At 49.0% G+C, this 15,689-nt stretch carries 11 protein-coding genes; 9 read left to right on the top strand and 2 right to left on the bottom strand.

All coding sequences use genetic code 11. From position 1 onward, the window contains the following. The first annotated feature begins 18 nt into the window (after positions 1–18). Together PPL9_RS01970 and PPL9_RS01965 are read left to right on the top strand one after the other, a co-directional pair. Positions 19–5,256 carry an SDR family NAD(P)-dependent oxidoreductase gene (locus PPL9_RS01970; protein ID WP_208989112.1) on the top strand — a complete coding sequence of 1,746 codons (5,238 nt, stop codon included), beginning with the start codon at positions 19–21 and terminating at the stop codon, positions 5,254–5,256. Next, positions 5,256–6,617 carry an aminotransferase class I/II-fold pyridoxal phosphate-dependent enzyme gene (locus PPL9_RS01965; RefSeq protein WP_057461069.1) on the top strand — a complete coding sequence of 454 codons (1,362 nt, stop codon included), beginning with the start codon at positions 5,256–5,258 and terminating at the stop codon, positions 6,615–6,617. The genes PPL9_RS01970 and PPL9_RS01965 overlap by 1 nt, the downstream gene beginning before the upstream one ends. Positions 6,618–6,636: 19 nt before the next feature. Here PPL9_RS01965 and PPL9_RS01960 read toward each other — a convergent pair whose 3' ends face one another. Beyond that, positions 6,637–7,665: an SDR family NAD(P)-dependent oxidoreductase gene (locus PPL9_RS01960; protein ID WP_208989111.1), complete on the bottom strand. Its 1,029-nt coding sequence runs from the start codon at positions 7,663–7,665 to the stop codon at positions 6,637–6,639. Here PPL9_RS01960 and PPL9_RS01955 point away from each other — a divergent pair. From PPL9_RS01955 to PPL9_RS01925, 7 genes are all read left to right on the top strand, one after another. Further along, a complete protein-coding gene (locus tag PPL9_RS01955; RefSeq protein ID WP_057461068.1) occupies positions 7,649–8,830 on the top strand; it encodes a polysaccharide biosynthesis/export family protein in 1,182 nt (393 codons plus the stop codon). The two genes, PPL9_RS01960 and PPL9_RS01955, sit on opposite strands and share 17 nt — an antisense overlap. A 167-nt stretch (positions 8,831–8,997) precedes the next feature. Further along, complete coding sequence (locus PPL9_RS01950) at positions 8,998–10,377, top strand: hypothetical protein (protein ID WP_057461067.1); 1,380 nt, start codon at positions 8,998–9,000, stop codon at positions 10,375–10,377. 10 nt (positions 10,378–10,387) lie between these two features. Continuing rightward, positions 10,388–11,155 (top strand): ABC transporter permease, encoded by a 768-nt coding sequence (locus PPL9_RS01945; RefSeq protein WP_057461066.1) that lies wholly within the window; start codon positions 10,388–10,390, stop codon positions 11,153–11,155. After that, positions 11,155–11,811 carry an ABC transporter ATP-binding protein gene (locus PPL9_RS01940; RefSeq protein WP_057461065.1) on the top strand — a complete coding sequence of 219 codons (657 nt, stop codon included), beginning with the start codon at positions 11,155–11,157 and terminating at the stop codon, positions 11,809–11,811. The genes PPL9_RS01945 and PPL9_RS01940 overlap by 1 nt, the downstream gene beginning before the upstream one ends. A 15-nt stretch (positions 11,812–11,826) precedes the next feature. Beyond that, the gene (locus PPL9_RS01935) at positions 11,827–13,131 is read left to right on the top strand and encodes a capsular biosynthesis protein (RefSeq protein WP_057461064.1); all 1,305 of its coding nucleotides are present in this window, start codon (positions 11,827–11,829) and stop codon (positions 13,129–13,131) included. After that, on the top strand, positions 13,128–14,426 hold the full coding sequence (locus PPL9_RS01930; protein WP_057461063.1) for a capsular biosynthesis protein: 1,299 nt from the start codon (positions 13,128–13,130) through the stop codon (positions 14,424–14,426). Before PPL9_RS01935 ends, PPL9_RS01930 begins: the two co-directional genes overlap by 4 nt. Before the next feature lie 33 nt (positions 14,427–14,459). Further along, positions 14,460–15,206 (top strand): formyltransferase family protein, encoded by a 747-nt coding sequence (locus PPL9_RS01925; RefSeq protein ID WP_057461062.1) that lies wholly within the window; start codon positions 14,460–14,462, stop codon positions 15,204–15,206. A 24-nt stretch (positions 15,207–15,230) separates the two neighbouring features. On the opposite strand, the gene PPL9_RS01920 is transcribed toward PPL9_RS01925, so the two are convergent. Continuing rightward, positions 15,231–15,689 (bottom strand): DMT family transporter (locus PPL9_RS01920; protein ID WP_152986569.1); only part of this gene is annotated, 459 nt, incomplete at its 5' end.

The raw sequence follows: 15,689 nt of genomic DNA, 5'->3' as shown, positions 1-15,689 counted from the left end.
ACCCTCCAAAAGCCAGTATTGTTCTCCAAGGCCGTTGCGACCGCTCTTGATCTTGGCGCTGAAACGATCATCGAGATTGGTCCAAAACCGATCCTGCAAAGTTATCTACGCCAGGTCGCTGCTGAAAAAGGCGGGAAAGGCTCTGTACTTTCCAGCCTTTCGAACGAGCAACTTGGTGGAACAGACCCAATTATCAATCTCGTCGCCCGTGCTTTTGTTGCATGCATCAATGTTGATACGGATAAACTCTTCGGCAAGAACCCGGATGAACCCGTTAATCTGCTCCCTCTCCCCTGGCAAAATAAAAGCTTCCGCTTTGAAAACAGTGGTGAGGCCAATATGGGCATTTTCCGGGGGGGAGATCATCCGCTTTTAGGTTGGCGTCCGAACGCCAGCTATAACGTCTGGACCACTCATCTGGACCGCTTCACAGTTCCATTTCTAGAAGATCACGTCATCAACGGACAAATGATTTTCCCTGGGGCTGGCTATGTTGAAATGGCTCTTGCTGCCGGTTCCGCTCTTTATGGAAGTGTCGCTGTAGAACTGCGGTCTATGGATATTTTGCAAGCACTCGTTTTGAGTGACGAATATCTGACCGAAGTTCAAACCGAAATCATCGAGGAAACTGGGACTGTTAAAATTTCCAGCCGGATGCGCCTGAGCGGAGATGACTGGACGCTGCATGCCGTCGGCAGGGTTGCAAAACTGGAGACTCCAGCACCAAACATTCAACTCAACTTTGAAGCGGCCCAGCTCATCAACACCGGTGAGGAAATTTACAAAGCGGCGCTCACATACGGACTTGAGTTTGGGCCACGTTTCCAACGCACTCAAAACGTCTCTCAGGTAGATGAGGGTACATTCATCGTCCACCTGTCTGCACTTGAACATGACGAGCAGGTTTCTTCCTTTGGCATTCATCCTGCTGAACTTGATGGATGTTTCCACGGCCTGCTCTCGCTATTCAGAGAGACAACACCCCAAAACAGTCGCCCCAAAGCGTATGTTCCAATTTTCTTTGATAAGGTTCGCCAATATCAAACAGGCGCGTCCCCAGCCTATGTTCGCATTCAGGTCAAACGTGCTTCTGAACTCTCTATTTTAGCAGACTTCCAGATTTTCGATGAAGATGACAACGTCATTATTGCAATTTCCGGTGGCCGCTTCCGTGCAACCGAACTGGGTCGTAAAGATAACCCGTCTGACCTGATCTATCGCGTCGAAGCAGAGCTGCAGCGGAATCCCGCAATCACAATTGCTAAACTCAACCATAGTTTCCCAGCAATTGAAGACTACGTTGCTGAAAAGTTCCGTACTGTTGAAGATGAAGCTGAGCGTGAAGCTTATCTGCTGCTCAATGCGGCGGCTCAAAGAACAGCATTTGATATTATCTCAAAGTTTGCGGATGGCGAACAGACTGTTTCGGTTGAGGACTTACCAAGTAATCATCGTCGGTATTTCGTCACTCTTTTGACGATCCTTCAGGAAGCTGGGGCAGCGACGGAATGCGGGGTAAATCGCTTTGAATTGAATAGCGATTTTGAGCTTCCTGATTTCGATCTTCTGGTTGAGAGTGTGCTGGAAGAAAGCCCGCAAGACATCGCCGCTGCAACCATTCTTGCAACCACACGCAAATTCGTTCTCGATAGCCTTGACCTTGATAGTTTTGAGGGCGATGACTTCGAACATTCCAGTGCGATGCTCGAGCAATACTGGTATTCCTCCCCGGAAGCACAAACACGAAGCCAGAGTATCTCTGAATGGCTTAGAACCGCGCTTGCGACCTGGGACACAGACACGCCGCTTCATGTTCTGGATCTAAGCGGCTCAGGGCTGAATCTGGCAAAAGATATTCAGCAGATACTCCCTAGCCAAGTAACAAAGGTTTCGATCGCCGACAGTAACCACAAAAGCGCTGCGCGTTTGTCTGCCAGTGTTCTGGATGAGCCTAACATCGCTGTATTCGATACGAGCAATCTGGATAGTAATCACACTTGGGATGCTGCGTTAGAACAGGGACCATTCGATGTCATTGTATCATCAGGTCTTCTTCACGAAGCATGTCAGAGAGAGGCAAACCTTTTCGAAAAGCTCGGACAATCACTGACAGAAGGCGGACAGTTCCTTGCGATCGAACCGCTTTCAGATGTTTTCCATGATGTAGCTTTTGGTCTGTCTGAAGATTGGTTTGCCAGCTCAATTTCCGACGAGTATCCAGTCGGTCCGCTGAAAACAAGCAATGACTGGCTGGATCAGTTTACCTCGACATCGTTCAACGCTCCAATCGCAATTGAGGCACTCAAAGAAGGTGCATCAATTGTTTTGCTGAATGCGACTGCAAAACCTGTAGACGTAAGTCAGCAGCTTGATCCAACGGCCGATTTACCTGAGAGCAAGGCCATGGTCATTCTGGCAGGTAACTCAAAGCTGGAGCAGGAAATTGCGAAGGCTATACAGAGTGATGAGAGATTAGCAGCCTGTAATATCAAGCTTCTAGATGCAGATAGTGGGCAGTTCGACCTGAATGAAGCCAGCGGTTGGAAGTGCGCGCTTGCTGGTTCTGCTTTCCTTGATGCTGAACTCAAAACCATCATCCATCTGTATGGTCTGGCAGAGGCCGGTGACGCCCCTGTAGACCAAGTCATGAAGCGCTGTGCAACTTGTGTTGGCCTCGTAAAGGCTTATCCAGGTTTAGCCGGTCAGCTCGCACTTGTTGCTCCAGGTGGCAGCGGTCATAACGCTGACCTCGAAGCTCCCGCACAAAGTGCCGCCTGGACGTTTGCACGTGTTCTTGGCAATGAGGCTCCAGAACTGACACCTCTTACCCTTGATGTTTGCACTGAAAAAGGTGCCGAAGGCATTGCCTCCGACATATTGGAGGCTGTTTTCTATCAGAATATGGAGAATGAACTCCATCAGCCGCAAAAAAGCCGAGTAGTTTCACGTGTTAAATCCGGGTTTGGTCAATCCACTTGGAAACCTGCAGAGAATGTTGAGCTGAACTTCTCAGAGGCAGGTTCTCTCAACCATCTAAACTGGCGTGGGCAGCAACGTACTGAGCCATCTGAGGATCATGTTGAGATTAAAGTCGCCGCAACTGGCTTGAACTTCCGTGATGTTATGTGGACTTTGGGCATGCTTCCAGAAGAAGCGCTTGAAGACGGTTATGGCGGGCCTAATCTTGGCCTGGAAATTTCAGGTACTGTTACACGCACTGGTGAGAATGCCGGGGACCTGTCCGTTGGTGACAAAGTCGTTGCGTTTACGTCTGGTGGATACTCTTCCTATGTTACCTGCCCTAAATTTGCAGTGGCGAAACTGGACCAAAGTCAGGATCTTGTCTCTGCTGCGACTTATCCAGTTGCATTCCTGACCGCTTATTACTCGCTCATCCATCTTGGTGAACTCAAAGAAGATCAATGGGTTCTCATTCACGGTGGCGCCGGTGGCGTTGGTCTTGCAGCACTACAAATTGCAAAGCATGTGGGCGCTAAGGTCATTGCCACCGCTGGGTCTGAAGAAAAACGAGAGATTCTTCGTCTGCTCGGTGCCGATCATATTCTTGACTCCCGCAGTTTGCAGTTCCCAGAGAAAGTCATGGAACTTACTGATGGAAAAGGCGTCCACTCAGTCTTGAACTCGCTTGCTGGCGAAGCGATGGAAGCAAGTATCAATATTGTACGCCCGTTTGGCCGGTTCCTTGAGCTTGGCAAACGAGACTATTACGCAAACACTAAGATCGGTTTGCGCCCGTTCCGTCGCAATGTCTCTTACTTTGGGATCGATCTGGATCAGATCCTGCTGCATGATAGTGATCTGGCACGCAAGCTCATTGAAGATGTCTTTGAGCTGATCAAAGACGGAACTTTCACGCCATTGCCTCACCGCGTGTTTGAGGGTCGCAATGTTCAGGATGCCTTCCGGCTCATGCAACGGTCCGGGCACATCGGCAAGATCCTGATCACGCCACCAAAACCTGAAGACGTTAAAGTTCCGCAAGAGCATACCTCTCTCAAATTCGCTCAGGATGGTCATCATGTGGTGATCGGTGGTCTTGGTGGCTTTGGCTTGGAAATCTGCCGCTGGTTGGCTGATAATGGTGCACGGCGCATTACACTCACAAGCCGGTCTGCAAGGGTGAGCGAGCAACACGAAAAGCTGTTTGAGGCCTTGGCAGAAAAAGGCGTTACTGTCTCCGCGGTGAGCTGCGATGTCACGGATAGAACAGCTGTTCACGGCTTGCTGAGCGAACTGCGCCAGTCCGCACCACTCAAGAGCATCACCCATGCTGCGATGGTGTTGGATGATGGCATTATCCAACAGCTGGACGAGAAGCGGTTCCGCAAGGTGCTTGAGCCAAAAATTCAAGGTGCAAGTCTGCTGGATGAGCTGACACGTCAGGACGAGTTGGACCAGTTTATCCTGTTCTCCTCTGCAACCACCCTGATCGGGAACCCTGGCCAGTCTCATTACGTCGCTGCCAACGGATATCTCGAAGGACTTGCAAGAGCCCGCCGTAAAGCTGGCAAACCTGCAATTGCTGTCGGCTGGGGTGCGATCGGCGATGTGGGCTTCCTTGCCAGAAATGCTGAGGTTTCCGACAAGCTTTCCAGGCATCTAGGTGAAGCAACCATTAAGGCTCGCGAAGGTCTGGATATTCTCAAGCTTGCTATGGAACAGGATGATGGGTCTGCGCCAGGTGCCGTGGTTCATATTGGCCGTTTTGCATGGGCAGCAGCTCATCAATCTTTATCACTGTTGAGCAAGCCACTCTTCCGCGAAATCGTTGGCCGCAGCGATACGGATGGAGACAGCGACAGTGCGACCGATATCCTGTCTCTCATTGAAGGCAAGTCGGATACAGAGGCCAAAGAAATTGTCGCTCATATTCTTGCTGGTGAAATTGGCCGCATCCTGCGCCTGCCAGCAGAGGACATTTCTCATCAACGCCCACTTGCGGAGTTTGGAATGGACTCCTTGATGGGGCTTGAATTGAGAATGGGAATTCAGAAACGCTTCAATCTGGAGATTCCGCTGGTATCTATCTCAGGCGGAACGTGTTTGGATGACTTTGCTGCGCAAATCCTACAAAAACTTCGCAAACGCGAAGGTGGAGAGGCTTCTGCTGAGGATGGCTCTCACAACGTTCTGGCCAGCCAACACCTTTCCGATGATCTGGATGACGCTCAAAAATCAACTGTGCGCGAAATCCTAGATACTCATCAGGACAAAACAGCAAGACTTTTGAATTAATGGCCAAATCAGACAAGAAAAAACTAAGCAAAGACGACCGGTTGAATGCTTTGAGCGCTGTCAGGCGCTCAAAGTCTGCGCTTCCAAAGCAGAAGACTGCCAAGCCTCAAGCTGATAAAGCAATCGCTCCAAAGTTTGCGGACCTTCCGGGATTTAAGGAAATTCGCCTTCAAAAAGCAGCGGCGGATCTGTTGCAGATCAACAATCCCTTTTTCCGTGCGCATGACGCACGCGCCGGGGCAACGACACTGATTGACGGAGAAACTTACCTTAATTTCTCCTCCTACGATTATCTGGGATTGAATGGGCATGAAAAGGTCCAGGAAGCTGCCAAAACAGCTGTCGATCACTATGGCATTTCAGCCAGTGCCAGCCGGGTTGTTGCTGGCGAGCGTGTAATCCATACCGAGCTTGAAAGGCTCATTGCTCGGATGCACGGCGTTCAAAGTTCTGTTGCTTTTGTCAGTGGCCATGCAACAAACGTCACCAGCATTGGCCAGTTGATGCAGCCGGATGATCTGATCATTCATGACAGCTACATTCACAACAGCATCGTCACAGGAGCGAAGCTTTCTGGTGCCGTTCGGCAATCCTTCCCCCATAACAATTTTGAGGCACTGGAAAACATTCTGGAGCTGCGCGCCCATAAACACCCGCGTACACTGATCGTGGTTGAAGGCGTTTATTCAATGGACGGGGACTATCCGGATCTTCCACGTCTGATTGAGATTAAAAAGAAATACGGTGCCTGGCTCATGGTCGATGAGGCGCACTCCATCGGCATTCTCGGAGAGACAGGCCGCGGCCTCGCCGAGCACTTCAAGGTGGACCCGAGAGATGTTGATATCTGGATGGGCACATTCTCCAAGACATTAGCTGGGTGCGGCGGTTACATCGCTGGCTGTAGTGATTTGGTTGACTATCTCAAACTCACAGCCTCAGGTTTCGTGTTCAGTGTCGGCATTGCCCCACCAATCGCAGCAGCGGTTTGTGAAGCCATTCGCCTCCTGGAAGCAGAGCCTCACCGGGTACAGGCAGCTCAGTCAAACGGGCAGTATTTCCTTGAGAAGGCTCAGGCTGCAGGTCTTGATACTGGTGTCAGCCAAGGCTGTGCAGTTGTTCCGATCATGATGGGCGATTCATTAAAGGCGACTGTTTTGGCTGCGCGTTTGCTCGATCGCAGTCTCAATGTACTGCCGATTATCTATCCGGCAGTTCCAGAAAAATCAGCTCGTCTGCGCTTCTTCATCACGTCAGAACATACTGAAGAGCAATTAGATCAGGCGATCGAACTGGTGAACGAAGAAATAGCGAATTACGATAGTAATCCTATTTCAATTCAACAGGTTATGTCTGCTTAATTAGTGGTATGAAATTAAATCAGCGCTGATAATTAAAGCGCTGATTTGCCAGTCTGCGCAGTTTCCACGGCAGCAGTTTTCCTATACGAATACTTAGCGCCAGTTGCCATGGGAACGCATAAAACGCCTTTTTCCGTGCAATAGCTTTTTTGATTGAAGAAGCAGCTTCCTCTGCTGTGTATTCATAAGGCCGCCAGCTTTTAAACTGATCGGCCATCGGCGTCAGAATATATCCCGGACAAATCACAGATACTGACACCCCCCACTTATAAAGGTGGTCCCGCATCGCTTCACCATACGCGATCACGCCAGCTTTTGAGGCCCCATAGGCAGGCCCATCGGATATCGGCTGCATTCCTGCCAACGAGCTGATCAACGCAATTCGACCGCTTTTACGCTGCTGCATAAATGGTGCGACCGCTGTCAAAACATTGACAGCCCCCCCAAGGTTAGTCGCAATCTGAGCATGTGCTGTCTCAGCCGTCTCGACAGCGCCATCAACCTCATGTGACCCTGTGATACCTGCATTAGAGATGACCAAATCGAGAGGCGTGTGCCGCTCTAACTCCTCAACCCAGTTTTGAAGAGCTACCGCATCGCAAACATCAAGCGCTTTCCAAAGTACAATGCCCCCTGCTCGCTCAACTTCACGTACAGTCTCAAGTAGCCGCTCCTCATTTCTCCCAGTCAAGCAAAGAGTTACGCCTTCACCTGCATAAGAAATCGCCAAAGCCCTCCCCAACCCGGAGCTGGCACCTGTGATGAGAATCGATCTCGGAGAAAACATAAAAAAGGGGCTCCAAACAACGCGTATTTCATTTGTTTTGGCAAACAGATAGTTAACGTGCAACCTAGATTCTGCAGGCTTCATCAGAAGTCCGGGTTTCTCCAAAGAAAACAACAGGTAGTTGAACCCGTTTCCCTTACTAAATTTGAATTCTATCTCAGATTGAGGTATTAGACACTTTATTAAAGCTGGATATTTTTGACATGCGTATTTTTGATCCGGCGGTAAAGTGGATAGAAGTTTTATGAATTTATTTTCCAATTCGACTGATGTGCGGTCAGCTCAAATAACTTCAGGTTTCCTAAAATCCATTGCCGTTATTGTTCCAGTCTTAGGCGTTTTGTCCGGCTGCGCTGCACTACCTTCAGCTGGTCCTGTGTCTTCAGAGATCCAGGCAGCCTCTTCGGATCGACGCACAGAACCCTTTGACTATCATCTCATTGATCTTGATGATTCGGTTGTATCAGTACTTTCAGCCTATCACCCGAATAGATTGTCAAAAGTCTTCACAAGCGGAAAATGGGCGCCAAAGCATATCGTTGGCGTTGGTGACACTGTTTCTGTCGTCGTTTGGGAGCAGGGCAACGATCGTTTATTCACACCGAATGGACAAGCTGGCGGCGTCGAGCTTGGCCCATTCATGGTCAACCAAAGCGGTGCAATCACCATTCCGTATGTGGGGAAGGTAAATGCGCGTGGAAAATCTGTCGAGCGGCTTCAAGAAGCGCTCCAGGTTGCGCTTGATCGTAAAGCTACTAACCCACAAGTTATTGTTACATTAAAGCAAAATGCTAGCAGTTTGGTCACAGTGAATGGTGCAGTTAAGAAACCAGGTCAATATCCCTTGGATCTAAGCGGCAAGCGTTTGCTCGACGTTGTCGCAAACGCAGGCGGTAACGCATCTCCTGCCACTGAGAGCTATGTGTCGATTTCTCGCAACGGACGTCAAGCAAAGCAGTTACTCAGCGCTGTTTTCCAGACAACACACGAAAATGTCTATGTTCGACCAGGAGATCGGATTTTCATCACGCATGATCCACAGACCTTCACGGCTTTTGGTGCCGTGCCAAAAGTTGGAGAGTTTCCAATACAGGCCTCAAATGTTTCACTCGTTGAAGCCCTAGGCCGTATCGGTGGCTTGGACAGGAGTGCGGCAAATTCTCAAGGTCTCTTCATTTTCCGCTACGAAGATCCGCAAGTTATTTCCCAGCTAAAACCTGAGTATCTTGGGACTAATTCGGGGAGGATTCCTGTGATTTACCGCTTAAATATGAGAGATGCTCGTTCCTATTTCAAAGGCCAACTTTTCTCGCTACGTGATAAAGACGTTGTCTATGTTTCTAGCGCTTATGGTGCTGAGCTTAACAAGTTTATCAGGATTTTGAGTGGAACATTGGCAATCAGCAAAACAGTGAGTACCTTTTAAGATTGCGGTTTTCTGGCTGTAACTTAAGTTTGCCAGTTGTTGTATTGCCAATAATTGCTTCTCAATTTGAGAAGTCGTGTTATGATTCAACGAAATCTTCAATTTAAGAAAATGGGCATTTGCCTACAACTATGACCAAGTGCCATTTAAGAAGGTGAAGACCCAGTATGGAAAATGGGACAACCGCAAAAGTCGCTGAAATTCGCCCTGCACCGCCAAAAACTCCAGGTAAAGTAACTCCAAAACACGATTCCAAGGCATCAAATCCTAAGGCATCTACGACACCAGCAAAAAAAGCACCATTGCAGAAAAAAATTGCTTCAGTTGTCACTTTACCATTCGACAAAACAACTGACTCAAAAATTACTCAATCTAATACGTTGCTCAATTTCCGGTCATTAAGGCCTCAAGAAATTCGAAGGAAATTTTTAGCAATCTCATTTGCCTTGCTAGTCCTTGTTCCTGGCTTGCTAGGTGCAACCTATTTCTTGTTTATTGCTTCAGAACGATATTCGTCGACCATAGGCTTCTCCGTACGCGGTATGGATGGCTCTTCGGCTGGAGGAGACTTCTTAGGAGCCCTCACGGGTCTCGCTAGCGTAGGAACCACTACAACAGACTCTTTTATCCTTATGGACTATCTAGAGGGTCGAGAAGTTGTTGAACGTCTCTCTGTTGATTTAGGTATCGTTGAACATTTTGGTGGTGACAACGTGGACTTCATCTATCAGTTAGACCAGGAATTTTCTATTGAAGACTTAGTCGGATACTGGCAGGGCATGATTTCAACTAGTTTCGACAACTCGTCGAGTATTATTGAAGTCGAGGTTCAAGCATTCACTCCGGATATGGCTGAAAAAATTGCTTCCAAAGTTCTCTCGTACGGTTCAGAACTTGTTAACACGCTTTCTCAAAACGCACGCAAAGATGCCGTCAAGTTTGCCGAAGAGGAAGTCCGACGTGCAGAATTGAGACTGAAGATTATCCGCATGCGAATGAAAGAATTTCGCAGTACAGAGAGTTCAATCGATCCGACAAAAAATGCTGAAGTACAAATTGAACTTATTGCAGGTCTCGAGAAGCAGCTATTAGACACACGATCTCGGTTGGCAACATTGGTTGGAACAATAGATGAAAGCTCACCAACAATTCGTCAACTACGAAAGCAAGAAGAAGTTCTAATTCAGCAAATTTTAAATAAACGTGACGAAATAAGTGGCAAGAAACCATTCCAAGAGAAACTATCAGTTGAAACCGGTGATCGACTTTCGTCTATTTCTGCATTGTTAGCGAATTATGAAGAGTTGGTGGTCGAGCAAGAGTTTGCTCAACAAACCTATACTGCAGCACTAGCTGGTTTAGAGCGTTCACGCGCTGAGGCAGATCGTCAACAAAGATATCTTGCAGTTTTTAATCCTCCGTCAAAACCAGAAGCGGCTATCTATCCTCGTCGCCTCATCAACTCTCTTATACTTTTTCTTGGGCTACTTTCCATCTGGGCGCTTGCTACAGTAATTACGTACTCCATTCGTGACCACCTCAAATAAACCGTTTGCTATGGAAAATGTTATTACAACTCAAACCCGTGTTATTGGTGCACTTGTACTTAGAGAAACTCGAACAGCCTTTGGGGACACTCAGTTAGGGTATCTCTGGGCGATTGTTAACCCAGCTCTAAGTACTCTGGTCTTAGTGTTGATCTTCTCGAGTATCGGAAGATCACCGGCCTTTGGAACCAGTTTTGCGCTCTTTTTTGCCAGTGGTATCTTACCGTTCCAAACTTATTCCAAACTATCTAGTTCACTTATGACAGCGGTTAGCTCTAGTAAAGGGCTGCTTAGTTATCCGCTCGTTAAAGAGACTGACATACTTGTTTCTAAATATATTTTAATCACTTTAACCTATCTCATGATAATTATAGTTTTTTTCACGATGATTATCTGGGGTGACGGCTCACCGCTGCCAGTCCGCCCAGAGCAATGCGCAGCCGCGTTTATTTTTTTAACGTTGCTCGGTTTCGGAGCAGGAACCACGAATACCGTTTTATTCAGATTATGGCCTACATGGAAGCAACTAGAGTCAATAATCAGTAGACCGCTTTTTTTTCTTTCTGGAATTTTTTATGTACCAAGCGATTTTCCAACCCAAATTGTGAGATTGCTTGCCTGGAACCCAGTGCTACACGGTATTGAGTGGTTTCGTGAAGGTTACTATGGAAATTACGATAGCATCGTCTTGGACAAATCATACTTGCTAACCTGCATAGTAATCCTGCTCCTCGTTGGTTTATTCGGTGAACGCCTCTATCGAAAGAAATCTATCTGATGATCGAATTTCTTGATGTATCAAAAACTTACCGACTTAAGGGCGTAAGAAAAAATATTTTGAACGGGCTTACAACAAGATTCCCTAAAGGCAAAAATATCGGCATACTTGGTCATAATGGTGCAGGTAAATCAACATTAATGCGATTGATTGCAGGTGCTGAACTTCCTGATAGCGGTCGCATCAAGCGAAACGTAAAGGTTTCCTGGCCTCTTGGCTTTGGAGGTGGCTTCGCAGGGAAGATGACAGGCATCGAAAACGTTCGCTTCGTTGCTCGAATGTATGGCGAAGACACAGAGCGTATGGTCGAGTTTGTAGAAGATTTCTCTGAACTAGGGCCGTCTATGACATTACCAATTCAAACATATTCGAGCGGTATGAAAGCACGCCTTGCTTTTGGTGTTAGCATGGCCATAAATTTCAATTGCTATCTAATTGATGAAATTACTGCTGTTGGCGATGCTCGGTTCAAAAGAAAATGTGATAAAGTTTTTGAGACAAAGCTCAAACATGCCAACATCATCATGATCTCGCACTCAGAAGCCACAATCAAAAAGCTCTGCGATACCGCCTGTCTGCTGCATGACGGCGAATTGACTATGTACGATTCTGTTAACGAAGCGCTTGCTCAGCATCGCAAAAATCAGCTTAAGTAGTTGAGTATAGGCACTATGTCAGTTCAATCAGTTCTTATTTTGCAATCCCATCCTTCTGCCTTTTGTCGGGCGCTTGTTGATGAATTTGAAGCTCGCAAGATCAGGTACACCATTGTTAACTTTTCGCTTAGTGACTGGTATTTTCGCGTTGGGTTGGGGGCGAAAGCTTATTGGGGGCGGTTGAAGAACTGGCAAAGCAAGCTGGAGCGGTTGATTGATGAGAATGGCATCACGGACATTCTGTACTATGCGGATCGGCGACCGTATCACCGGGTAGCGCATGATGTTGCCATGCAACGGGGCATCAACACGTTTGCCTATGAGTTTGGTTATATGCGCCCGGATTGGATCACGCTGGAGCGTGGTGGCATGGGAGTGTATTCGCACTTCCCGAATGATCCGGCGCAGATTAGACAAAGCGCCGCTGACTTACCGGAACTGGCAGCTACAACCCGTTTTCCGCATGCGTTTTTGCAGGAAGCGACCAATGAGGTCATCTGCAACCTGATCCCGATTTTCTTCCCGTATCTATTCCCGTTTTATCAGCGAGATCGCTACTATCATCCGTTCAGGGACTATTTCAGCTACATTCCGCGCCTGATGCGCCAGAAGCGGCTTGGACAGGAAGCGGAAGAAGCAATCAACACGGTCATAAAAGAGCAGGCCGAGTATTTTGTCGTCCCTATGCAAATGCAGGGCGATTATCAGATCAGGCATCACTCCCACTACAAACATCTGTCCGGTTTCATTCGTGAACTTTACAGCACGTTTTCGCAAAGTGCGTCAGCTGAGAGCAAGTTGGTGTTCAAACTTCATCCGTTTGACAACAACGTTGAGAACTGGCCGAAAGTCATTCGCGAGATTGCTGCGGAATTCGGTTGTTTGGAGCGCACAATCATTATTGATGGCGGCAATCTAAATCAACTGCTCAGGCATTCGCGCGGGTGCGTGCTGGTGAACAGCACGGTCGGCATGGAAGCACTGAAAAGCGGTGTACCGGTGAAAGCCATGGGTATTGCTGTCTATGATATTGCCGGATTGACGGACCGGCGTTCTCTGGACGACTTTTGGAGGGAACCAGCTCTACCCGATGCTGACCTTTATCACGATCTGGAAAAGCTTATGGCGCATACCATTCAAGTGCATGGAAGCTTTTTCAATTCCGAAGGTCGCAAGATCGCGGCGCAAGAGTTTGTAAAGCGCATTCTAGAGGATGGCGTCAACGGACATGGTGCGTTTGTTGAAACGCCGCCGCGTCTGGAACAAGCCAAGGCTGCCGGCGTTCCCATCCCGGCAAATTGTTACTGGAGTGACAAATGACTTCAGAAAACAATCGCTGCATTTTGCTGCTGCAAGGGCCACTTTCCAAATACTATGCCCGTACCGCACACCACTTGGAAGAGCTGGGCGCAAAGACGCTTAAGGTTCATTTTTGTGGCAGCGACGTTCATGACTGGGAGATAACCGACACCATTCATTTTTCAGAACCCGCTGAAAATTGGGCGCTTTTTCTGGAGGCCTTGATTGTTGCGCATGGGGTCACTGATATCCTGCTACATGGAGATCGGCGCTACTATCACAAAGTCGCCATCGGTGTCGCGAAGCGGTTGGACGTCACCATCATTGCGACCGAGCTTGGCTATTTGCGTCCGGATTGGATGACAGTCGAGTATGGCGGCTGTTCTGCGCTTTCGCATTTCCCGCAGAACAAGCAGGAATTGATGGAGTTGGATACACAACAGGTGGATGACACGTCCACTGTCCTTTATCCCGGCAGCTATAAGCAGATTGTGCTGCAAGAGCTCGGTTTCACATTCTACAACGCAGTTCATGCCCGCAAGTTTCCGCATTACCACAATCACCGCACGGAATCTCGTGTGCAGGTTTATGGTGGCTGGCTCAAGGCTCGCCTACAGGCCAAGCGCCGAAAGCAGGAAGCCGATGTTATCTGGAGCCAGTTGAAGCAAAGCGGCACACCTTATTATCTCTTTGCCTTGCAGCTTAATGGGGATTTTCAGATCCGGGATCATTCTCCCTTTACCAGCATTTATGAGGCCATTGAGAAGGTCATCGCCTCTTTTGCCCGCAATGCACCAGAGGGGACATTGCTGCTGCTCAAGAGCCATCCACTGGAGTACCGCTTCAAGGAGCTTTCTCGGGCAATTGTTGAGGCCAGCCGGAAGCATGGTGTTGAAGAACGCACGCAGCTCATTCATGGGCAGACGATCAAAGCACTTGCTGGACCATCCCTTGGGATGCTGACCATCAACAGTTCTGCCGGCATTGAAGCGCTTGAATATGGTGTGCCGACCTGCTGCATTCTGCCAACAATTTACGATATGGACGGCCTGACGCATCAGGGCGATTGGGAGACGTTCTGGCGCTCAGCAACACCGCCGGAGCCAGATGTGTTCCGCAAGTTTATCGATGCGTTGAAAACCACCATTCAGGTGCGCGGGTCACTTTACAATGCGGCTGGCCTGGAAGCTGCAGCAAAGGGGACAGCAGAAAAGATCCTCTCCACCTCCTACGCAGAGCAACGCCTGAAACGGGTAGAGCCGCCAAGGATGGAAAAAGCACGGAAAATGGGCGTCACCTACGATTACTTTATGTAGTTGACGACCACACTATGCAATTGGGGAGTACGCATGCAGATCTGTCTTGTTTCCAACGCCAGCGTTTACACTGATGCTGCTTTACATTCTTTGCTGGCATATCCGGAAATCAAGATCTGTGGCCTTGTGAAGTGCACCGCCGTATCTGGCAAGCGCAATGACTGGCGGGCTTATAAGGACCTTATGCTCCGCTCCGGTCCGCTTTATGCGGGGTACCTGGGCGCCGTGACAAAGCCAGCCTACCGGATGCCACATGTTCCCAAATGGAAGAGCATGCGGACCTGGGCTCATAGCCTGCAATGTCCTGTTTTACCAACGAATGACGCCAGCGCGCCTCAGACTCTCGACTTTATCGAGCGTTGTAAGCCGGATTTGATCCTAACGGTTCATCTGGGGCAGATTTTGAACGCGACATTTTACGAGCGGTTTTCCGGCAAGACCTACAACATCCATCCCGGTAAACTGCCGATCTACAAAGGGCCAGATCCGGTCTTTCATGCAATTTTGGAGAATGAGCAGGCTTTCACTCTCAGCCTGCATGAGAGCATTCAAAAGATTGATGCGGGTAAAGTGCTGGCGGAAACGACTGTGGTGCCGGAAAAGAGAACGCTCTTTCGCACCAACCTTGACCTGTTCCGCAAGACAGGGAAGCTCGTGGCCTCCCATTTCCTCGGCAAGAACGACTGCCCACCAGCGCCGGATGACCGGGCGCCGCGGTATCGCAGCTGGCCCACCAATGGCGATGTCCTGAGGTTTCTGGCCCGCGGCAACCGTCTTTAATCCGCGCGGTAGGCACGCGGCACGTTAGTCGGCGCGCGCAGCCACTTCCTCTGAGGTCTCGGGTTCAACTCCCGTTTCCTTCTCAGCCGCACGGATACGCTGGCGAGACAGCGAGAACAGACCTGCACCCACCACGATGATTGCACCGAGAATGGTGCTCCAGATTGGCAGGTCGGAGAACACAAGGAACCCAATTGGGATTGACCAGACCAGCTGAAGATAGTTGAACGGTTGAATGTCGCTCGCCTGTGCCAACGAAAGTGCTTTCATCAGCAGGAAGTGTGCGGATGTCCCCGTTGCGCAAATGCCGAGCAGCAGCGCCCATTCCACTTCATCAAACGCCATCATGTGTTGAGAGCCGATGATGGTGGAGAGAACTGTGCCCACGATGCCAACATAGAGAAATGACGTGAGCGCGCTGTCATCCTGGCTCGCAACACGGGTAAACAATTGGTAGAGCGCAAAGCTGACCGAGGCAGCCAG

It is taken from the genome of Pseudovibrio sp. POLY-S9, assembly GCF_001431305.1.
Classification (GTDB): Bacteria; Pseudomonadota; Alphaproteobacteria; order Rhizobiales; family Stappiaceae; genus Pseudovibrio.
This window is presented reverse-complemented; position numbering and strand designations above follow the sequence as displayed.

Excerpts from the sequence above, each read along its gene's own strand:
- PPL9_RS01935 (WP_057461064.1), top strand. The coding sequence starts at position 11,827 with ATGTCAGTTCAATCAGTTCTTATTTTGCAATCCCATCCTTCTGCCTTT.
- PPL9_RS01930 (WP_057461063.1), top strand. The coding sequence starts at position 13,128 with ATGACTTCAGAAAACAATCGCTGCATTTTGCTGCTGCAAGGGCCACTT.
- PPL9_RS01965 (WP_057461069.1), top strand. The coding sequence starts at position 5,256 with ATGGCCAAATCAGACAAGAAAAAACTAAGCAAAGACGACCGGTTGAAT.
- PPL9_RS01925 (WP_057461062.1), top strand. The coding sequence starts at position 14,460 with ATGCAGATCTGTCTTGTTTCCAACGCCAGCGTTTACACTGATGCTGCT.
- PPL9_RS01940 (WP_057461065.1), top strand. The coding sequence starts at position 11,155 with ATGATCGAATTTCTTGATGTATCAAAAACTTACCGACTTAAGGGCGTA.
- PPL9_RS01955 (WP_057461068.1), top strand. The coding sequence starts at position 7,649 with ATGAATTTATTTTCCAATTCGACTGATGTGCGGTCAGCTCAAATAACT.
- PPL9_RS01945 (WP_057461066.1), top strand. The coding sequence starts at position 10,388 with ATGGAAAATGTTATTACAACTCAAACCCGTGTTATTGGTGCACTTGTA.
- PPL9_RS01950 (WP_057461067.1), top strand. The coding sequence starts at position 8,998 with ATGGAAAATGGGACAACCGCAAAAGTCGCTGAAATTCGCCCTGCACCG.